This window comes from Alicyclobacillus contaminans DSM 17975, from assembly GCF_000429525.1.
In the GTDB taxonomy this organism is placed as follows: domain Bacteria; phylum Bacillota; class Bacilli; order Alicyclobacillales; family Alicyclobacillaceae; genus Alicyclobacillus_A; species Alicyclobacillus_A contaminans.
The window spans coordinates 1-18,883 of sequence record NZ_AUCA01000049.1 but is presented as its reverse complement, the minus strand read 5'-3'; the positions used below and the strand labels follow the sequence as shown (position 1 = coordinate 18,883).

Annotated in this window: 23 protein-coding genes and 2 pseudogenes; 21 read left to right on the top strand and 4 right to left on the bottom strand. The window is 54.4% G+C overall.

Annotation, left to right across the window (positions count from 1 at the left end):
• Positions 1-191: IS66 family insertion sequence element accessory protein TnpA (gene tnpA / locus G463_RS0114875; RefSeq protein ID WP_026975802.1), on the bottom strand; the 191-nt coding region annotated here is incomplete at its 3' end.
• 85 nt (positions 192-276) lie between these two features.
• Here tnpA and G463_RS24080 point away from each other — a divergent pair.
• The 16 genes and pseudogenes from G463_RS24080 to G463_RS0114785 all read left to right on the top strand — a co-directional run bounded on the left by G463_RS24080 (position 277) and on the right by G463_RS0114785 (position 9,390).
• Complete coding sequence (locus tag G463_RS24080; RefSeq protein WP_084171749.1) at positions 277-549, top strand: helix-turn-helix transcriptional regulator; 273 nt, start codon at positions 277-279, stop codon at positions 547-549.
• A gap of 80 nt (positions 550-629) precedes the next feature.
• The gene (locus G463_RS0114865; protein WP_026975801.1) at positions 630-914 is read left to right on the top strand and encodes a helix-turn-helix domain-containing protein; all 285 of its coding nucleotides are present in this window, start codon (positions 630-632) and stop codon (positions 912-914) included.
• A gap of 12 nt (positions 915-926) precedes the next feature.
• Positions 927-1,223: a hypothetical protein gene (locus G463_RS0114860; RefSeq protein WP_026975800.1), complete on the top strand. Its 297-nt coding sequence runs from the start codon at positions 927-929 to the stop codon at positions 1,221-1,223.
• A 58-nt stretch (positions 1,224-1,281) separates the two neighbouring features.
• Positions 1,282-1,437, top strand: coding sequence for a hypothetical protein (locus tag G463_RS22975; RefSeq protein WP_156900245.1), 156 nt, complete (start codon positions 1,282-1,284; stop codon positions 1,435-1,437).
• Between the two features lie 5 nt (positions 1,438-1,442).
• Positions 1,443-1,667, top strand: a complete 225-nt coding sequence (locus tag G463_RS0114850) for a hypothetical protein (protein ID WP_026975799.1) — start codon at positions 1,443-1,445, stop codon at positions 1,665-1,667.
• Positions 1,667-2,668, top strand: a complete 1,002-nt coding sequence (locus G463_RS20700) for a YqaJ viral recombinase family nuclease (protein ID WP_084171745.1) — start codon at positions 1,667-1,669, stop codon at positions 2,666-2,668. Before G463_RS0114850 ends, G463_RS20700 begins: the two co-directional genes overlap by 1 nt.
• 17 nt (positions 2,669-2,685) lie before the next feature.
• Positions 2,686-3,531, top strand: a pseudogene (locus G463_RS20695) (recombinase RecT); the annotation flags it as partial.
• 177 nt (positions 3,532-3,708) lie between these two features.
• Positions 3,709-4,290, top strand: a complete 582-nt coding sequence (locus G463_RS22490) for an HNH endonuclease (RefSeq protein ID WP_084171741.1) — start codon at positions 3,709-3,711, stop codon at positions 4,288-4,290.
• A 9-nt stretch (positions 4,291-4,299) separates the two neighbouring features.
• Positions 4,300-5,223, top strand: a complete 924-nt coding sequence (locus G463_RS0114830; protein ID WP_156900244.1) for a DnaD domain-containing protein — start codon at positions 4,300-4,302, stop codon at positions 5,221-5,223.
• A gap of 12 nt (positions 5,224-5,235) precedes the next feature.
• Complete coding sequence (locus tag G463_RS20685; RefSeq protein ID WP_035487483.1) at positions 5,236-6,045, top strand: ATP-binding protein; 810 nt, start codon at positions 5,236-5,238, stop codon at positions 6,043-6,045.
• Between the two features lie 14 nt (positions 6,046-6,059).
• Positions 6,060-6,302: an AbrB/MazE/SpoVT family DNA-binding domain-containing protein gene (locus G463_RS0114820; protein ID WP_026975797.1), complete on the top strand. Its 243-nt coding sequence runs from the start codon at positions 6,060-6,062 to the stop codon at positions 6,300-6,302.
• Between the two features lie 51 nt (positions 6,303-6,353).
• Positions 6,354-6,767, top strand: coding sequence for a hypothetical protein (locus tag G463_RS0114815; RefSeq protein WP_156900243.1), 414 nt, complete (start codon positions 6,354-6,356; stop codon positions 6,765-6,767).
• 4 nt (positions 6,768-6,771) lie between these two features.
• Positions 6,772-7,047, top strand: a complete 276-nt coding sequence (locus tag G463_RS20680) for a hypothetical protein (protein WP_156900242.1) — start codon at positions 6,772-6,774, stop codon at positions 7,045-7,047.
• A gap of 659 nt (positions 7,048-7,706) precedes the next feature.
• Positions 7,707-7,979 carry a hypothetical protein gene (locus G463_RS20675; RefSeq protein ID WP_026975794.1) on the top strand — a complete coding sequence of 91 codons (273 nt, stop codon included), beginning with the start codon at positions 7,707-7,709 and terminating at the stop codon, positions 7,977-7,979.
• Between the two features lie 291 nt (positions 7,980-8,270).
• Positions 8,271-8,774 carry a Holliday junction resolvase RecU gene (locus G463_RS0114790; RefSeq protein WP_035487478.1) on the top strand — a complete coding sequence of 168 codons (504 nt, stop codon included), beginning with the start codon at positions 8,271-8,273 and terminating at the stop codon, positions 8,772-8,774.
• 118 nt (positions 8,775-8,892) lie between these two features.
• Positions 8,893-9,390 (top strand): sigma factor-like helix-turn-helix DNA-binding protein, encoded by a 498-nt coding sequence (locus G463_RS0114785; RefSeq protein WP_245575916.1) that lies wholly within the window; start codon positions 8,893-8,895, stop codon positions 9,388-9,390.
• 351 nt (positions 9,391-9,741) lie between these two features.
• Here the strand turns inward: G463_RS0114785 and G463_RS0114780 are convergent, their stop codons facing one another.
• Together G463_RS0114780 and G463_RS22485 are read right to left on the bottom strand one after the other, a co-directional pair.
• Positions 9,742-10,902 carry a DUF2971 domain-containing protein gene (locus G463_RS0114780; RefSeq protein WP_026975790.1) on the bottom strand — a complete coding sequence of 387 codons (1,161 nt, stop codon included), beginning with the start codon at positions 10,900-10,902 and terminating at the stop codon, positions 9,742-9,744.
• A 506-nt stretch (positions 10,903-11,408) separates the two neighbouring features.
• Positions 11,409-12,245 carry an HNH endonuclease gene (locus tag G463_RS22485; protein WP_026975789.1) on the bottom strand — a complete coding sequence of 279 codons (837 nt, stop codon included), beginning with the start codon at positions 12,243-12,245 and terminating at the stop codon, positions 11,409-11,411.
• 330 nt (positions 12,246-12,575) lie between these two features.
• Here G463_RS22485 and G463_RS0114770 point away from each other — a divergent pair, with 330 nt between their 5' ends.
• The 5 genes from G463_RS0114770 to G463_RS0114750 are packed head-to-tail and all read left to right on the top strand — an operon-like array spanning position 12,576 to position 18,477.
• On the top strand, positions 12,576-13,925 hold the full coding sequence (locus G463_RS0114770) for a site-specific DNA-methyltransferase (protein ID WP_026975788.1): 1,350 nt from the start codon (positions 12,576-12,578) through the stop codon (positions 13,923-13,925).
• Complete coding sequence (locus G463_RS0114765; protein ID WP_026975787.1) at positions 13,912-14,340, top strand: helix-turn-helix domain-containing protein; 429 nt, start codon at positions 13,912-13,914, stop codon at positions 14,338-14,340. The genes G463_RS0114770 and G463_RS0114765 overlap by 14 nt, the downstream gene beginning before the upstream one ends.
• Before the next feature lie 31 nt (positions 14,341-14,371).
• A complete protein-coding gene (locus G463_RS0114760; RefSeq protein ID WP_169725485.1) occupies positions 14,372-15,562 on the top strand; it encodes a terminase large subunit domain-containing protein in 1,191 nt (396 codons plus the stop codon).
• Positions 15,563-17,449 carry a phage portal protein gene (locus tag G463_RS21930; RefSeq protein WP_051322336.1) on the top strand — a complete coding sequence of 629 codons (1,887 nt, stop codon included), beginning with the start codon at positions 15,563-15,565 and terminating at the stop codon, positions 17,447-17,449.
• On the top strand, positions 17,446-18,477 hold the full coding sequence (locus G463_RS0114750) for a structural protein (protein WP_026975785.1): 1,032 nt from the start codon (positions 17,446-17,448) through the stop codon (positions 18,475-18,477). The genes G463_RS21930 and G463_RS0114750 overlap by 4 nt, the downstream gene beginning before the upstream one ends.
• A gap of 65 nt (positions 18,478-18,542) precedes the next feature.
• On the opposite strand, the pseudogene G463_RS23235 reads toward G463_RS0114750, so the two are convergent.
• A pseudogene (locus G463_RS23235) lies at positions 18,543-18,883 on the bottom strand (IS4 family transposase); the annotation flags it as partial.

The following is an 18,883-nucleotide window of genomic DNA, read 5'->3' as shown; positions in this document are numbered from 1 at the left end:
AAACGGGGTTGTGGCTCCGACGCCGACCGCTCCTGCGCTTCTGCCTTAAACTTGCCCACCCAATACCACAGCTGGTGCTCCTTGATCTGGTGGGCAGCACACCACGCCGCGCCAGTTTGTCCACTGGCACGGAAATCCGCCACGCGGGCACGCCAAAGCTCACGAAGCTCTGCCAACTCGGCCTTCGTCACGATGATCCCTCCATGATTGGATTCTGGGGGGATCATCTCGCAGAAGAGGGCCTGGCGCTAGGTGTGCGCTATTTGACGCTCACTCATGTCGTCGAAGGAGGTCGGTAGTATGTCGGATCAGCTTCCTCCGATCCTCACCATGAGTGACGTTGCGCGGTACCTGCGAATTGGTCGCACTAAGGCGTATGAGCTTGCCTACCAACCCGGTTTCCCTGTGATCCGTATCGGGCGGTTGGTCAGGGTTCCGCGCGAACGATTCCTAGCCTGGTGCAATTCCCAAGAATTGCTCACGGAACAAGCCTACGATTTAGAAGGCCCACAAACAAGCCTGAATCGTGTGGCAAATTCCCATCAATAAAGGGTTGTTGTGTCACCACTCAAAGTGGTGTTGTGAATGGTCGACGTATGACCTATTGGCTCCTGAAAGGGGGTGAATGCATGGACCTGGGCACGCTCCTGAGGATCTGCCGTCAAAGGAAGCGATTGAACCAGTCGTACGTAGCACGCATGCTGCACATCGACCGTGCGGAGGTGTCTCGGATCGAGAACAATCAGCGGCCCGTCACGATCCAGATGCTGCAGAAGTGGGCAGAAGTCACCGAGAGCGGAGACATCATCGGGTGGTATATCGCAGATATGCTCGGTGCAGACGCCCGGCGTTGGGAGCGCGTGTTGCGATACGAGGCAGTGGTGGAGCAACTGAAACAGACTCTTTATGCGTGAGGAGGTGACGTGGTGTTGGAACGGACACGGGTTGAGAAGCGTTCAAACGCACTGGCAAGCGGTGTAATGCTCATGCAGGCATTTGAGGAACAGTTCCTAGCGTTTCTATCGTGCCTGCAACAATTTGCTGAAAGAAATCGCGATTCAGTTCGTTTCACGGACGGAGAGTATGAACGCGGCTTCAAGTCAGGCGTGACAAACGGCCTGCAAATGGTGCTTGATGACCTACTCATGTTCTATGGGGATTTCAAGAGGATTCAAGAAAAAATCTCGGTCGCTGTAGCGAGCGAACCGAGACAGCAAGTCTAACAATCCTTCGCCCCCATCCTAACAGAGTGGATGGGGGCAAAACAAGGGGACAGTCACCATGAGGCGTGAAGTGAAGCAGTTGACTCAATCCGGGACGGTCTACGTGTGGACTAAGGTTGCATGGGAAGTCCCCGGCATTGTCCTGGTGCTGTACTCCATGTGGGAGTTTTCCCATTTGATGCATGTCGCTCAATCCGTGCTGTTTCGGGGGTGATGCAGATGCAGTCCATCCATGAACTCAGGCACATGATCGACGCCTATATCCTGCGCGAACCCCCTGAGCCGGATTGCGTGGCCAACTGTGCGGGATGTGGGAACGAAATGTTCGAGGGCGACGAAGCCACAGAGTTCGATGGCGAGTTCTTCTGTTCGGAGGAATGTATCGGTCGATACCTATTGCGATTGGGCCATGCCACAGCGGTGGTGTTGGGAGGTGACGACTGATGGCCATTGCGGATGTCATTGTGAATCGGCCCGCCCCGCCATTACGGGATGACCGGTTAACGGCGGCCAAAGTCCTCGTTGAAACGCAACACCTAACGCACGAGGAATGGTTGGAATGGCGGCGGTTCGGCATCGGTGGGTCGGATGCGGCTGCCATTGCTGGACTTAGCCCATGGAAGTCACCGACGCGGGTCTTCCTCGAAAAGATCGGCGCGGTCATACCTGAGGAAGCCGGGGAAGAAGCCAAATGGGGCGCTCGTCAGGAGCCGTTGGTGGCCGATGAATTCAAGGAGCAGACAGGGTTCCATGTCCAGCGGCGTAATGCGATTCTCGTGCATCCGAGGTATCCGTACATGATTGCCAACATAGACCGACTGGTGCGCGTCCCCGGCCGTGGGTGGGGCGTACTGGAGATCAAGACGACCAGCGCCTACAAAGCCGACGAATGGGAAGGCGACAAAGTACCTGACCACTACATGCTGCAGATGCAGCACTATCTCGCCGTCACAGCTCTCCAATTCGGGTACTTCGCGGTCCTCATCGGCGGCCAGCGGTATCACCAGGTTGAGGTAGAACGGGACAATGATCTGATCGACCTGCTGATCAGGATCGAGGCGGATTTTTGGCGTCACGTGGAAACAAAGACACCGCCACCGTTGGATGGTTACGATTCATCCACGGACATCCTTGATTGCCTGTACCCGGCGGAGAAAACTGACCCGACGGAAGTCCAACTTCCCGAGGATATGAAGATGTGGGTGCAACAGTACATTGAGGCCTGCGGGGACATCAAAGAAGCCGAAGAGCGCAAGAATCGGGCTGCGAACGAAATCAAGGCAGCCCTCGGGGATAAAGAGATTGGGCGCCTGGGAGATTACAAGGTGTCGTGGAAACCGGTGCGAACGGAACGATTCGATACCAAGGCATTCGCCGCGGCGCATCCGGATCTGTTCCAGCAATTCCTGAAGTCCAGCGTGTATCGACGCTTCACCATTTCGTGAGATTGGGGGGATTTACTGTGACCAAGGCAGACACGACAGCTGTTCGAGGGAAACTCCAGGCCAAATCTCAAAAACCACAGGTTTCGAAGCAACAAACCGCTCCCGAATCCTCCTTTTTGGGGGTCATGAGGGCATACCTCAACGCTCCGGAGATTCAGTCCCGGTTTAATTCAATTCTCAAAGCTCGAGCGCCGCAGTACGTCAGTTCGATTCTGAACCTCGTTGGTTCCGACAAAAGCCTGCAACAGTGTGAGCCCATGTCCATCATTTCGTCCTGCATGATTGCGGCCACGCTGGATCTTCCGATTAACCGGAATCTCGGATACGCGTGGATCGTGCCCTACCGCGACAAGAAAAACAACCGCGTCATGGCCACCTTTCAGATGGGATACAAGGGATATGTCCAGTTGGCATTGCGTACCGGGAAGTACGCGAAAATCAACGCTCTCCCGATCTGCGAAGGGGAACTGGTCAGATGGAATCCTCTCACGGAAGAACTGGTGTACGACCCTTCCAAACGGAAGTCGAACCGGGTGATCGGATATGCAGGCTTCTTCCGGTTGGTGAATGGTTTCGAGAAGGTCGTGTATTGGACTGCCGAGCAGATCGAAGCACACCGCCAGCGGTTCAGCAAGACCGGGAACGTGTGGGAGACCGACTACGATGCCATGGCGCTCAAAACCGTGGTCCGTAACATGCTTTCCCGATGGGGCATTTTGTCCGTCGAAATGCAGGAGGCGGTTGTTCGGGATGTTGAGGAGGTCACGGGGGACGACGCGGCGCCTGTCATTGACCTGCCGCCGTTAGACGAAACACCTGATGTTTCCGGAGATCAGCAGACGTCGCCAGAAGCACCTGTCGACGAAACCCCGGAGGCACCTGAAACTGATGAAGCTGCTCCCGAGGTTGGCGCCGAGGGAGAACCGGAGGAAACATCCGAAGCGTTTAGGTTCGGATTGGAAGATGACCCGTTTGCAGATTGATGTTCCAACGACTCGAGAGGGAGGTGAACACCACATGGTGGGAGGGGGGATTGACTCGTGGCAACTAGGAAGGGCATCAACCCAAAACTGCGGTTTGAGATTTTCAAGCGCGACAATTTTACCTGTCGATACTGTGGGCGCACAACGCCCCAAGTGATCCTCGAAGTTGATCACATCATTCCAGTTGCAGATGGTGGCACCAACGACATGGAAAACCTGGTGACCGCATGCTACGAGTGCAATCGTGGCAAGGGTGCGGTTCCGCTAGATTCAATGCCGCAGACTGATGATGACATTCACGAACGAACAATTCTGTTGGCTGAACGTGAAATGCAACTCAGAGAATACAACGAAGTTCGTCGGCAGATAAGAGAGCGTCAGGAACGAGAGACATCAGAACTGATGGAGTTTTGGTGTGAAATTAACGGTCTTGATCCTGAGAGAGCGAGGCACTTCGAGGTCCCTGACTATACCAGTTTGTTCAACTTCCTTAACGACATCGCTGCAGAGGACATTAAGTGCGCGATGAACCTTGCTGTCGGCGGGAATCGGACACCAAATGCAGCTCGAAAATATTTGTACGCAATCTTGTGGCGGTGGATAAAGGAAGGCGTACGGTACGGAAGACGTCCGGAGTAGGTGAATTCCATGGCGAGAAAGGTTTTTGTGAGCAGCGACATGAGCCAAGATGAACGTTTGATCGACGTGGCAGAGCATGACCCGCAAGCCGCTTTGCTCTGGCCGTGGTTGCTCACAGCCTTTGACGATTGGGGGCGGGCACGGGCTTCGGCCAAGCGGTTGAAGGCCACTGTATTCCCCATGATTGAAACCGTGACAGCCGAGACCATAGAGTCAGCCCTGCAACAGTACGCTCACGTTGGATTGATTGTGCTGTATGAGGTTGACGGTGTGCAGTACATGGCAATCCCGGAGGACAAGTGGTACAAGTATCAGACCCATATGAAACGGTCGAATCGGAGGCCCGGGAAGGATAAGATGCAGTCTGATTATCCGGCTCCCCCGGAATTCTCCACGGACCCCCACGGGGATTCGCGGGGAAACTCGGGGGACAACGGTGCCCCGCAGTTCCCCGTACCATCACCTTCACCTACACCATCACCTTTAGAAAGACAACAACGAGACGGAATGATACAGGGTGCCTTGAAGGAACTAACGGGGTCCACGACACCCTTGGCTGTCGACTCAAAACCCTCGTCGTCGTTGTCGTCGTCAGATAACGCTTTGGCAAAGGCGGCAAAAGCCTACGAGGCGGAGATCGGTGTGTTGTCCTCCATGGTTCAGGAGGAACTTACAGCTCTGGTGGACGAGTTCCCGGTGGACTGGATTGAGGATGCCATCAGGGAAGCCGCGTTACAGAATGTGCGCAAGCTCTCGTATGTCCGCAGCATCCTGTCCAACTGGCAGACAGAAGGGAGAGGTGCATTGCCTCGAGGTCAGCCAGCGAGATCAGCGCCGATCAGCCGTGCAAGAATTGGCACAAGGTACGGCAGACGCGGGAAGTCGGACCGGTCCAACGAGGTGCTGTACAGCTCGGAGGAACTGGGATTTTAAGGGGGTGACACTGTGGAACCAATCGGAAATGTCATGAGTCGCGTGGTTGGGCAGTTTGAGACGCGGCTACTCGGTAAAGAGGTGTGTGAGGGATGCGGCGAGGCGGTCCAGGTAGTGCAGGTGATCTCGAGGGGTTCGTTACCTGGCGGCACTTTCAAATTCGGGTGCCGGTGTAAGGAGATTCAAATCGTCCGCGAGATAATGGCCGAAAACGAACGACGCAAGTTCGAGCGTATCGTCCGGGTGTTTGACAATGAATCACTCATGCCCAAGAGCTTGCGTAATGCCACTTTCGACACATTTCAGGCCAGCACTCTTGAACAGCGCGCGGTGTTACAGGTGGCCAGGGAGTACGCGGGCCGATTCAACCGCGACGAACCTGAAAATCTGCTGTTCACTGGCCCATACGGAACGGGGAAGTCTCACCTGGCGGTGTCCATTGTCCGAGTGTTGATGGAGCGCGGGTTTACCGGAATCTTCATCACCGTTCCCGAGATGTTGACAAAACTAAAGAGCACTTACGACAAAAAATCGGAGTTCTCAGAGGGCGACATGCTGCAGGCTCTGAAGTCGGTGGACGTGCTGGTCCTCGATGACATTGGCGCCGAATACAGCGGTCAGTCGGCAGAATCCTGGGCTGTATCCAAAATCTTCGAGGTCATGAACGCGCGGCAAGGCATGCACACCATTTACACCACCAACCTGCACAGTGAGCAATTGCAGGAGAAATTGGGAGCGCGGAATTTCAGCCGCATGTGCGAGAACACACGCATCGTGAGATTCGAAGGTGCCGATTACCGGCTCCGCAAGATGAAAAAGTGAGAGGGGACATGAACATGAAAGCGACGGGCGTTGTACGGCACATTGACGATTTGGGGCGCGTGGTAATCCCGAAGGAATTGCGCCGGACGATGGGGCTCAAAGAAGGAGACCCCATGGAATTCTTCGTGGACGACAATGGGCGGATCGTGATGCAGAAGTATCAGCCTGGATGCGTGTTCTGTGATTCGATGGAAGACCTGATTTTCTTCAACGGTCGCAACGTATGTAAGGCGTGCATATACGCACTCGGCCAGTGACTGACGCGGCCGCCAGGCCGCGTTCAAATCACCATCAGGAGGTCGGTTGTGGTGAGTGAAAGTACCAAAGAATGCAAGTCATGCCACAAGGTCTACCCGGCGACCAGCGAGTTCTTCCCTGCGGGGCGCAACTACAAGGGTGGCCTGAAACCGAAATGCCGAGCGTGCTACAACGCGGAAATGCGAAACCGGAATAAGGCGAAACGTCTTTCGGAGCCGCGCTTCAACGTCAAGAAGCACACGGTTGACACCAGGCCGGTCCCGAAACTGGTCGGAATCCTCATTGACGAGGACCGACTCGCGGAACTGGAGGCCAACGTGAAAAAGGTGCAGGACACGGCGCCGGACGACAACATATGGGCTTGGCGGTACCGCAGGGACATCGGTATCGCACTCAAGGAGGCCGCGGAGTGGCAAAAGCGTTACCAGGACCTGTTGGAGCGAGCAAAAGGCCCGAGAGGGTGAGCCTATGGAGACCAAAACTTGCCGGATGTGTGGGCAGGCAAAACCGGCGACATCGGAGTTCTTCTACCGGCGCAGCGCCAATGCAGATGGATTGGAAACGGCCTGCAAGGACTGCTTGGCCCCCTATAAGCGGAAGAGCAAAGCAGAAAGGAACGAAGCCAGCAAACGGGCTGAACTGGCTTATCTGGTCCTGCGGACGGTCCGAAAAATGCGCGAGGAAGAAGAACGTGCTGCAGCGGAGAAGCGGCGCCAACGTTGGCTGGAGCGAAGGAGCGTATGAGTATGCACCCGAAATGGCAACGTCGCCTTCTGTGGATGCACAAGTTGAACGTTGCTGCCCATGACAAGTACTGCTGGCCCGGTCTGAAAAGCATCGCGATGTTTGGCGTTAGTACCGATGCGGCAAGGTGCGCGGAATACTGCCGGATGGAGTCTATGGCCACTGGAAGTTGTCTGTGCGGGAAGTTTGTTCAGGGCGACTTGGTTCGGCCTTCGACCGAAGTGAAGAGGAGCGTATTAGGGATGGACAACAAGGTGCGATGGGATGAGATAGAAAGCCGCCTGTCTTCAGCCAGAACCGAGACGATGCTCATACCAGTCTGGAACACTTTAGTCGAACTGTACCGTAAGCACCATCGGCCAATCGGACCGACTGAGATCGGGTTACACATGGGGTTTACGTATCAGCAGGCCTCATCTAGGGTTACACGGTCGATAAAGGCACTAGTCAAAGAAGGCTTAGTCGTTCGGCATCCGGGTGGAAAGTACGAACCGGTGAAGTTTGAGGAAAGAAGTGTGTGAGGGATGGAAAACTCAATGCGCTGGAAGTGTGGTTGGTGCGGTACGCAAAACACCGCTGAACCAGGCCAGGAGCCTGGTGACATCTTGTGATGCGAGGAATGCAGAGAAACGTCGGTGATAGTAGGGGAGTTGACTCCGATGGATGACGTGCAAGGACTGACGACACAACCCTTCTACCATTGGGACATCGTCGAAGACATAGTGTCGGAGTACCGCAGAGCATCGGAAAAGTTTCCGCCGTTCAATTCGGCTCATGAGGGCTATGCTGTTTTGCTCGAAGAAGTTGATGAACTATGGGATTCAATCAAGGCCAATGATGCGGCGGGCACGCGGGAGGAAGCAGTTCAGGTGGCCGCCATGGCACTTCGTTTCTTGATTGACGTTGTTGGAAAAAGCGGAACGTTGGAATGAACGAACCAACGAACGAAGGTTCGTGAGGTGGTCATATGGCAAAGCATCTGTCCTTGTTCGGGGACGAATTCGAACAGCCACAACCGAATCCGGACCGAAACAAAGACCACCGCGAAAACACACATAAAGCAACGGCTGCAGCACCGGAGCCCGGTGTGTGTCCGCAATTCGGAGGAGGTTCATTCCTGCTTCGCGTCGAGAATCACCAGTGGATTCGGACCTGTAACCGGTGCGCGGCCATTAGGATCATGGATTAGGGGATCGCCGTAATCACGGGTCGGGTGATGCTGGATGATAAGTCAAGCCAACCGTGGGATGGCGTTCGAAGAGTTGGTTGAATACGCGAACCGTCAATACCACGCACGTGGCGTTGCGGTGATTCAGAAGGTGCCTACGCCAGTTAAGATGATTCGCCGTGGCGCACAAATCGTCAGTGCGTTTCCGGAGCGCAAATCTACGGTCGATTTCATCGGTGTTGCTGGTGGGCGTGCGATTGCGTTCGATGCGAAGTCCACGAGAATCGACACCCGGTTCCCTCTGGATAACATCGAACAGCACCAGTTCGAGTTCCTGCTCGACTGGCAGTCGCAGGGCGGTATTTCGTTTATGCTGATCGAGTTCGTGAATCTGCGCGAGGTCCGACTCCTTCCGTTTGATGTGCTGAACCTGCACTGGACGGCCATGCAGAAGGGCGGCAGAAAGTCCATCCCCATTGAGGAAATCAGGCAATCCTGCGCCAGAGTCAAGCCTGGCCGTGGAGTAATCCTGGATTATCTCGGGGCGGTGGTCCAATGAGTCGAGGTAAAAAGAAGAGCGTCCGTTGGCACCTTCTCTGGCGGAACGAAGAAGGGCAGCGCGTTTGGCTATACGAGCCGCTAACCTTCCAAGAATTAAATGATCGCATGTCTCACGGATGGCACGTTATCAACCTGGATGGGGCGGTGGTTTAATGAGCCGAGCAAGTGTGAAGGAAACGAAGAAGCAAATTATCCGTGCCATCGAAGCACACCTGCGGTGCTATATGTCATACAAGGTGGGCATTCGGAACCTGCAAAAACAGCTCGACTACATCATGCCGAGTATGACCGCCAGGTATGACTTGGCTGAAGGGTCGCATGGCACGTTCTTCATCTCATCATCAACGGAGAAATACGCCATCGACCGGATTGAGTCCAAACGAGCACTCGATATTCACGAACAGATCGCTCAGTACAAGCTGATCGTGGATTCGATTGATGAAGCACTTAAAACCCTAACGGAGGAAGAACGCTCGTTCGTGGAAATGCGGTACTACAAACAGTGGTCTGTAAAAAAGACGGCCGAGGCTCTAGGTTACAGTGAGAAAAACATTTTTGTGATCCGGACTCGCGCCATGGACAAACTGGTCATCTGTCTGCGAAACATCGTATGAGGGGGAGCCTGGCATGAGGAACTAAGACGATATGTTCGTAGTGTGGGTAAAAGGTCCGAAAGGTTGGGGGCCGCTCCGAACGGTTAGGAAAGACGAACTTTATAATATAACTTCTGACCTTCACGGGCGGGGAGTTGAATTTGTTGTTCGACCTCGGCTTCGCGTGACGAGGCAGGACATTGTGGAGGGGTAAAGTTCATGCCTGAGGGGCATGGGTTTGCAGAAAAACGCGGTATATCCGATTACCGCGTTTTTCATATTTACGCATGCTGGCTATAAATGGTTTATTTTACATTAGCACCATTTTATCCGGGGCTTTTCGGCAAAGCACGGAGCGCAGTAGAACACGTTCTAATCAAACTTTTTCCATGATGCTCCACGTCCGTGGAATACCATAGCCCAGCCTTCTTTCCACCTGTTAAGACGACGATCAAAATCGTGGTGATTTTTGTCTAGCGTGTCTGTGAGACCAAAAATTTCTTCTGCGCTCACCACAACTTCTCGGTGGGTATCAGGTAGTTTCGCTTGGAATAGGACAAAGTCAAAAACTGCAGTATAATCATGAGCGTCACGACTGATGCGGTCCATATGCTCTCGGATTATCTCACGGAATCGCATCTTCTGTTGTTCTTCCATACGCGCTCCCAGTATAATTCCAACCAATTGACTCGGTTGATAATGAAAGAGTCTTTCTTGTGGGCTCAAGTCAACATTCTCTCCGAATAGCCAGCCATAAGGAGGAGAAAGAGTTAGCCGAGATTCCTTTTCGTAGCTCCAGCAGTCATGTTTAACTAAATACTGCCGGTTCTGCTCGGTGATGAGCTTGATTCGCTCCTGTTCATCCAGTTTCTTACCGAATACGTATTCCGGAAAATAACTGAACGCATCACCTGGCTTGGAATCTGAACTGTAAGTTACTTCTTGGAATGAAAAGCTATCGGGGATAGCCCAACTCATAGATGGTGCAAGTCCGGCTCGAGTGGTTCTTCTGATGGCATTTCTTTTGCGTTTGGGGCACTGACGGAGGCTGCCATCTATGGCCTTAAAAATCAAGCAATGACCCTTGTGCATTGTCGCATAGTGAGACCACATAAGAATGTCCTTACATGTGCGCGAAAATGAGACGAAGTACGTATCATTTGGTTTGTACAAGGTGAGAACTTTTTTAATCAATTGGCCGAGGACTAATGCTGAAAGCGGATCCGGAGGAGACTGAAGGGAAAGTAGTAATTGAGTGTAGTCAAGTCCAAGGGCAGAATCAAAAGACAATGGTGCCATTTCAGATAAATGATCCGACAGTTGCTCTTCCCATTTTGCTTTGTTTACATTATCGTAGCGGCCCCAAGCGAATTCTAGTAAACGCTTCCAGCTTTCCTTGTTCGCTTCGAAGGTAAGGAAAGTCTTTCCGTCGAATGGATCATTGCACTCCCTAGTAGAAGTAAAGTATATCTCGTCGTACATCAATTCCTTAATCGCAAGCTCCCCTGATGGTCGAAAACGATAGTAGTGCAATGTGGCACCTCCATGCCGAAGATTGAGCTCCTTGTCCATTTCTGCGATAAGTGTAGCACACAAAAGTTGTATGATTATCAATGTTTTTGTATAAGAACGTGTCCGAAAAAGAGTCAAGGTAAGATGCTGTGGGGCGAGAAGCCGAGGTGGCGAAAAGCGCGTGGAGTGTACGTTTTCGGGTACATGTGTACGCTTTTCCACATCGCGGCGAAGCTTCCGCAGCAGAGTTCTTGTCTGGGGTGTCCACTGGACACCCAGCCTTCTGCCCCCTTTTCGGACAACCTCTATTAGAGTATGCTGGGTTTTTCTGCAAATCGGGACCGGGGATACGCTGGTATACTGCGAACGGACTTTCCTATGTCCGGGTGTACGGATAATGGTACAACTCATCAGTTGGCCGTGTCCCCATTTTGTTTGAAGCGTGGTTTAGTTTTACGAAAAATACGGCTTTCATCGTACTAATAGTCACTAGAGACAGACCGAGGGTTTAACCTGGCATGCCTCTTTTATTCCAGTGTTTGAGCATTGGAGCGCGCCCGAGATTTCAGCTTTTGAATGTCCGCGGGGAGGTCCAAAATGTGCATTTTGCGATGACAGTTTGGACATAACGCTACAGTATTTTCTACTGTGTCTTCACCGCCTCTAGACAGCCATTCAATGTGATGTACCTCAAGGAATGGAACTCCATTTTTACTGAAGGGTGCTGGCTGATCACATAACTGACAAATTCCCTTGGCGCACCTTTTCGCATATTCAGCAATGAATTCATTACGTTCGTAGACTGTTGTGGAAACGCGTCGGGTTCCTGCTTTGCTTCCTGAACTTTTGGCTCGCTTGGCTAGTTCTGCATCGCTGAGATTCCTAGCTTGTTTTTCCCTGTGTGCTTGTTTGTCTTCCAACTCATCGACAGTTACTGTTGGCTGTTTGTTGTTGCCTAGAAGCTGTACAGGAAAGACCCAGACAGTTCTCAAATTCTTCTCCCGGTCTAATTGTCGTTCTGTATACGGTCTACCGGCTAGCTTGACAGGTCCCCTGTATATGTACTGATTGGGTTTGAATACTTCGAATAAGTAAACATCTACGCCATTGGTGGTTGATTCGGCTAGAGTTCTATTTTGCATGTAATTGATGTCCTGGTCTCCGACTTGCCCCATCCCCGTGTAGTGACAGATGTCTCCGTCCCAACGGTCATCATATAACGACTTTGTATGGTCTGAAATTAGTACAAGACTATTAGTTTCTTTAGAACGTCTCATGCCACCCGCGTTTCCGCATTTGAACAACTGCGTTAACTTATCGTTATCTAACACATCTCCAGGCTTTAATCCGTGTGCATATGGCATCAACTATGCCTCCCAACTTATTGCACAAAAGTCGTTCACTAAAATTATAACCCTTCTGCTACTGTTGCCATTTATTAATCAACGATCGTGTCAACGTTGTTCTGCATAATGAAACTGTGCATATTACCGGCCATTTAGAGTTTTTGGTTAGTTTCTTTGGATTTTCCCACGGATGAACAGGGGTATGCTGGTATCAACGGTGAATATCCCCCAGGGGCGTCCGGATACGGGCGCCCAATTTGTTACCCGGCGCTGACAGAGGAACGAACGTTCAATCGTTGGTTGGTTCGTTCCTTCGGGCGCCTTCACCGTTGTGGGAGAGGATTTGGGATGCGGCTTGAGACTGTGAAGCTGGAAAACCTCATACCTGCTGAGTACAATCCCCGGATTGACCTTCGTCCTGGGGATCCTGAATACGAGAATCTCCGGCGAAGCATCGAGGAGTTTGGGATGGTAGAGCCGATTGTCTGGAACCAGCGAACAGGCAGAGTGGTGGGCGGTCACCAACGCCTGAAGGTGCTTGTGGAGATGGGGGTCACTGAAACAGAGGTTGTGGTCGTCGATCTGGACGACACCAAGGAGAAGGCCTTGAACCTCGCGCTCAACAAGATTGAGGGCGATTGGGACAACTTTAAGCTGAAGGAACTGCTGGAAGAACTGGACACAGGCGAGATTGACCTGTCCATTACCGGTTTCGATGAGTCGGAGATCGAGAAGCTGATGACCGACTTCGCTCTCGCTAGTGACGACGAGGTCCGTGACGACAACTTCGACGTGGACGAGGCGCTGGATGAAATCGTGGTGCCGAACACACACCGTGGTGATGTGTGGCGTCTCGGCCGACACCTGCTGCTCTGTGGTGATGCCACAAGGCGCGAGGACATTCTGCGGCTCATGGCAGGGCACAAAGCACAGATGGTGTTTACCGACCCGCCGTACAACGTGAATTACCAGGGCCAAGCCGGAACCATTAAAAATGACCACATGAGCGAGCGCGAGTTCTACGAGTTTCTCCTGTCTGCGTTCCGTAATGCTTTCGAGGCCGCCGTTGAGGGTGGCTCTATTTACGTTGCTCATGCGGATTCACATGGGAAGGCGTTTCGGCTGGCGTTTGAGGATGCCGGATGGCTCATGAAGCAGTGCCTGATTTGGGTCAAGAATGCGCTGGTCATGGGACGGCAGGATTACCACTGGCGTCACGAACCAATCCTTTACGGCTGGAAACCAGGAGCCAAACACTCATGGTACGGCGGTCGTAAACAGTCCACGGTTATCGAGTCGTCTGTCGGCGTGACCATCTCAAATGACGAGAAGGGAACGCTGCTCACGTTCGCATCAGGTGTGCATTCGGTTGTTCTGCGCGTGCCGTCCTACGAGGTGGTGTTCCAGGGCACCGACGAACAGACGAGCATCTGGCGGTTCGAGAAACCGGCGAAGAACAGCGATCACCCGACCATGAAGCCGATTCCCTTGGTGGCGCGTGCGCTGCAGAACTCGTCCAAGAAAGGCGAGATTGTGCTAGATATGTTCCTTGGTTCTGGCACGACGTTGATGGCAGCTGAACAGACCGGGCGTGTGTGCTACGGCCTGGAACTGGATGAGCGTTATTGCGATGTTGTCATCCGGCGCTGGGAAGAGTTCACCGGTCAGAGGGCGGTGAAGCTCGATGGCAGGACGTAAGACGAAGCTCACGCCGGAGTTGCAGAGGAAGCTGATGTCGTTCATCGCGGCCGGGAACTATATCGATGTCGCTTGCGCTGCGTCCGGAATCAGCACGACGACTTTCTACCGCTGGCTGGAGCAAGGTGAAAAGGCGAAAAGTGGACCATATCGTGAATTTCGGGACGCTTACAAGCAAGCTGAAGCCGTGGCGGAGATGAAGCGGGTTAAAACCATCATGGATGCAGCTGATCTTGGCGACTGGCGCGCGGCTCTTGCCTACTTGGAAAGACGATATCCCGACCGTTGGGGCCGCAGGGAGCGCGTGCAGGCAGACATCAATCATTCCGGCGAGGTTACAACCAAGGTTCAGTTCGTAGCTGAGTGGGGCGGTGGCGATGTCGACGCAGACACAGATGAGACAAGCGAAGATTAAGCTCTACACACCGCACAGCGGACAACGCGTCATGCATCGAAGCATGGCGCGTTTTCGTGTGGCCACATGCGGTCGCCGGTGGGGCAAGACTTATGCCTGCGCCAACGAGATCGTCAAGGCCGCCTGGGAGAACCCCGGTACCCTGACATGGTGGGTGGCTCCAACCTACCGCCAGACGATGACCGCGTACCGGCTTATCACGCGCAATTTCCGGAACGCCATTGCGAAGGATTCCAAGACGGAACTGCGCATCGAGTGGAAATCTGGCGGCGTCACGGAGTTTCGCTCAACGGACAACTTCGACGCGCTCCGTGGTGAGGGCGTGAGTTTTCTCGTTATCGATGAGGCGGCAATGGTCCCGCGGGAAGCGTGGGAAGCGGCGCTGCGTCCGACGCTTTCCGATACGGGCGGCCGCTGCATCATCGTTTCTACGCCCAAGGGCCGCAACTGGTTCTTCGGCGTTTGGTCGCGCGGGCAGGACCCGGCCTTCCCGGAATGGGAGTCCTTCAAGTTCCCGACGTCCGCGAACCCGTACATTCCGCCGGAAGAAATCGAGGAGGCGCGTGCTACGCTGCCCTCCGACGTGTACAGACAGGAATACGAGGCCGAGTTCCTGGAGGACAGCGCGGGCGTGTTTCGTGGAATCCGTGATTGCGTGAGCGGTGTACTTGAGGGTCCGCAGGAAGGGCGCCGCTATGTGGCCGGTTGGGACATAGCAAAGCATCAGGACTTCTCGGTGATTATCGTCATGGACGCCGAGCGCGGGCATGTGGTCGCCTTCGACCGGTTCAACCAGGTGGACTATGCGCTGCAGCTGAATCGCGTGCAAAACATCTGCATGATGTACCGCGCACGCCTGCTGATGGATGCTACGGGCGTTGGCGACCCGTTGTTGGAGCAGGTGAAACGCCTTGGCATTCAGGTCGAAGGTTACCACCTGTCCGCCACGAGCAAACAGCAGCTGATCGAGCATTTGGCCGTGAAAATCGAGCGCGGCGAGATCACGTTCCCGGAGATTCCGGTACTCATCAACGAGTTACAGCAGTTCCAGTACGAGGTCACGCGTGCGGGCAACATCCGTTACTCCGCGCCGGAGGGCTTCCATGACGACTGTGTGATTGCACTCGCTCTGGCGACGTGGCAGGTAGGACACCGCGGACATGGTTCAGTGTGGATGGAATATCTGCAGTCCGAACTTAAAAAACGCGAGGGAGGTGAGTAGATGGGCGCACGAGAATGGGTGAGCAAGGTGCTCCGCAAGGTAGCGGACCGCGTGGCACCGGCCGATATGGCGCCGGGGGACATGGTACCGGCCAGCATGGTGGTCGGCAGTAATGAGCCGCCACCGCAGACGGAGCAAGCCATGCAACAGCAGGGCATGGTCACAGGAGGACCGTTCGCGCCAGGGCGACCGCTGGATCAGTTCTTCCCGCAAGGTCAGCCGCCGCGGCAATGGGACTATGAGACCGGGTACAACATCGCAACCCGGCCGCGTGCGGTTGAGAGCAAAATGTCGTTTGAGACGATGCGGGCCTTGCTGGAGAACTACGATGTGGCGCGGCTTTGTATTGAGCGCCGCGAGGACGAAATCCGGGGCTTGGATTGGTCCATCGTACCGGATGAGACGGTGGACGAGGATGAGGATTTGGTTGATGAGATCCGTCAGGTCACGGACTTTTTCCGCAAACCGGATGGCGTCACACCGTTTGATTCGTGGCAACAGATGTTTTTGGATGACATTTTGAGTTTCGACGCCGGGGCGATCTACGTGCGGAAAACGCGTGGCGGTAAATTGGGCGCGCTCGAGATCGTGGATGGTACGACCATCGCGCCGCTCATCGACTTTTGGGGCCGCGTGCCGGAACCGCCCGCACCGGCATTCGTCCAGTTTGTACAGGGCATCCCGGCCGTATGGCTCAGGCGAGACGAACTGATTTATCACCCGTTCCGCATGACGCCGCGCTCACCGTACGGTTTGCCACCGGTGGAATGGTTGGTGCTGACCATTAACACGGACATCCGCTGGCAGTGGCATTTCTTGATGTACTTCACCGAGGGGAACGTGCCGGATACGTTCATGAAGGCACCGCCTGATGTGTCCGACCCTGACCAACTGAAGAAGTGGCAGGAGATGTGGGACAGCTTTATGACGGGTGACCAGGCGTGGAAGCACAAGGTCAAATGGATTCCGAATGGTGCAGACCCGGTCCCGGCCAAGGATGCCAAGTTCGATGCGACGTTTCCTGAATTCCTGTTGCGGAAAACCTGCGCTGCTTTCAAGGTGACACCGGACGAAATCGGATTTACGTCCGACAGCAACCGCTCCACTGGCCAGACGCAGGAGAACGTCATGTACCGGGCCAGTCTCGAACCGTTGACCAAGTACCTGGAGGGCATTTATACCCGAATCATCAAGGAGTATTTCGGGTTTCCGCTGAAATTCCGGTTTGACCTGGGCGAGAAGGAGGACAAGCTGGCCGAGGCGCAGACGAGTGAGATTTTGGTAAAAATCGGCGCCATAAGTCCGGACGAGGTGCGGAAAAACGTGGCTGGCTTGGACCCGGACCCTGACAACCCGGTACCGCGGTTCATTCAAACGAACTATGGACCGCTGCCGATTGACCAGATCGGGAAATTTGTGCCGTACACCTGGGTGCCGCAGGAATACAGCGGGTATTATCAGTTGCGCGGAACGCCGTTGGTGCCGAACACAACGGTGTCGGTGCAACCGCCGCAAGGTCCGGACGGTGGCCTACCGCCGTTCGCGCAAGCGGCACAGGATGCAGCGCAACAGGCAATCGACCAGGCAAACCAATACGCCGAGTCGCATAACTCGCCGGACCAGACTGGGGGCACACCGCTGTCTAACGAGGACGACGAGACGGCCTCGGTCGAGAAATCGGCGGCACCTGACGATGCGGCGATATTCGCGGAGTTGCGACGATGGAAACAAAACAGCAAGCGCCGCGTGAAGCAAGGCAAGGCGCCACGGCAGTTCGACAGCGATATTTTGCCGGACAGCCTACATGACCAGGTGTGGGAGAAGCTCCAGAAGGCCAGAACACCAGAGGAGGTGGACGCGGCTTTCGCGGGGCCTTTTTTCTGGTGAGCCGCCCGGTCGTGAAGGCCAAGGGCGGCGGTCAGGAGGATGATGAAGGGCAAGCCGGTGCCGAAGCAGCTGCCCAGGCTCCTGCACCTGCGGGAACGACCGATGCGGCCATGGGTGCAGCTGCGGCAGCCGTAAGCAACGCGCCGCCAGGGCCACCGTCACTGAACTGGCCGGATGAACCGCTGGACCCCGAGGACGAGCGGATTTTGCGACGCAAAGCCAATCCACGTAGCCGCGTAGGCAGTCGATACGTCTGGGTGCATCCGGATACGCGTAAGGTGTCCCTGCAGGTCAGCAGCGACGCTTTGTACCATGCGATGATGAGGTTCTTCCAGCAGGAAGCCGCGAAGCTCAGGGACATCCTGGGCAGCCAGCCGCCGGTACCAAGCGAAAAGGACATCCGTGCAGCCATCGCCCAGGCCATGCAGGAGTACGACTGGACGTCTTGGCGTGAAGTGCTGCGGCCACAGGTACAGCAACTTATCCAACAGGCGTGTGAAGGCGGCGCGAAAGACATGTGGGATGTCTTACGACAAGAGAACATTAGCTTAACGTGGGATAGCGTAGCCACCTACGCACGTAAGTTTAGCATGGAACGCGCCGCGGAATTGGTGGGTATGCGTGTTAACGAAGATGGTGCAGTGGTGCCGGCGAAGAATCCGAAGATGCGTATCGACGAGGATACACGGAAGGCTCTCCGCAAGTGGCTGCACGATCAACTTAAAGCAGGCCAGACATGGCAGGAAATCGCCAACAACCTGTATACGCAGGGGCGGCAAGTTGGATTCCCATACATGAGCGATTGGCGGGCTCGGCGCATTGCGCGGACGGAGGCAGCGTTCTCTTACAACCGAGGGCAAATCGCCAGCCTACGTGAGGGCGCCATTGGGAAGGTAGAGGTTATCGACGGTACGCAAGATGAAATCTGCGCCGCGGTCAATCATCAGATATGGACACTGGAGGAAGCGGAGGCAAATCCATTAGGTCATCCACTTTGTTCACGGCATTTCATTGGTATCATCGAGTAGGAGGGTGTACCTTGGTGGTCGTTGAATTCATGTAATATGGTGTGATAAACTCAAGTTTCGCACCCTCAGGCAGCTAATTTCTCCTTGACCGCACTGGGTAAACGATCGATGAACTGCTGCAGCACTTGTTCGATGACGTCGTTTCTTTGAGCCAATGTCACCTCTATGGCGGTTCTGAGCAGTTCCAGAAGCAACCGAAGAGCATCTACAAATCGGATGTCGTCGAGTTCGTCGCAGCAATCGAAAAACAAGGCACCGATAGTTCGGGGATCTTGGGCATCTCTGGAGGCTATTGCCAACATGATGTAGCGGGCGAACACAATGGTCGTGTGTGCGAGCATCTGGTCGTATGTACGTCCCTGTAATTCCTTGGTGAGCCTGAGATAAGACTTGCTCACTTTGAAGA

Bases quoted from the DNA above. Each gene is read 5' to 3' on its own strand.
- G463_RS24080 (WP_084171749.1), top strand. From the start codon at position 277: ATGTCGTCGAAGGAGGTCGGTAGTATGTCGGATCAGCTTCCTCCGATC.
- G463_RS0114865 (WP_026975801.1), top strand. From the start codon at position 630: ATGGACCTGGGCACGCTCCTGAGGATCTGCCGTCAAAGGAAGCGATTG.
- G463_RS22975 (WP_156900245.1), top strand. From the start codon at position 1,282: ATGAGGCGTGAAGTGAAGCAGTTGACTCAATCCGGGACGGTCTACGTG.
- G463_RS0114850 (WP_026975799.1), top strand. From the start codon at position 1,443: ATGCAGTCCATCCATGAACTCAGGCACATGATCGACGCCTATATCCTG.
- G463_RS20700 (WP_084171745.1), top strand. From the start codon at position 1,667: ATGGCCATTGCGGATGTCATTGTGAATCGGCCCGCCCCGCCATTACGG.
- G463_RS0114830 (WP_156900244.1), top strand. From the start codon at position 4,300: ATGGCGAGAAAGGTTTTTGTGAGCAGCGACATGAGCCAAGATGAACGT.
- G463_RS0114820 (WP_026975797.1), top strand. From the start codon at position 6,060: ATGAAAGCGACGGGCGTTGTACGGCACATTGACGATTTGGGGCGCGTG.
- G463_RS20680 (WP_156900242.1), top strand. From the start codon at position 6,772: ATGGAGACCAAAACTTGCCGGATGTGTGGGCAGGCAAAACCGGCGACA.
- G463_RS20675 (WP_026975794.1), top strand. From the start codon at position 7,707: ATGGATGACGTGCAAGGACTGACGACACAACCCTTCTACCATTGGGAC.
- G463_RS0114790 (WP_035487478.1), top strand. From the start codon at position 8,271: ATGATAAGTCAAGCCAACCGTGGGATGGCGTTCGAAGAGTTGGTTGAA.
- G463_RS0114785 (WP_245575916.1), top strand. From the start codon at position 8,893: ATGGCACGTTATCAACCTGGATGGGGCGGTGGTTTAATGAGCCGAGCA.
- G463_RS22485 (WP_026975789.1), bottom strand. From the start codon at position 12,245: ATGCCATATGCACACGGATTAAAGCCTGGAGATGTGTTAGATAACGAT.
- G463_RS0114770 (WP_026975788.1), top strand. From the start codon at position 12,576: ATGCGGCTTGAGACTGTGAAGCTGGAAAACCTCATACCTGCTGAGTAC.
- G463_RS0114765 (WP_026975787.1), top strand. From the start codon at position 13,912: ATGGCAGGACGTAAGACGAAGCTCACGCCGGAGTTGCAGAGGAAGCTG.
- G463_RS0114760 (WP_169725485.1), top strand. From the start codon at position 14,372: ATGCATCGAAGCATGGCGCGTTTTCGTGTGGCCACATGCGGTCGCCGG.
- G463_RS21930 (WP_051322336.1), top strand. From the start codon at position 15,563: ATGGGCGCACGAGAATGGGTGAGCAAGGTGCTCCGCAAGGTAGCGGAC.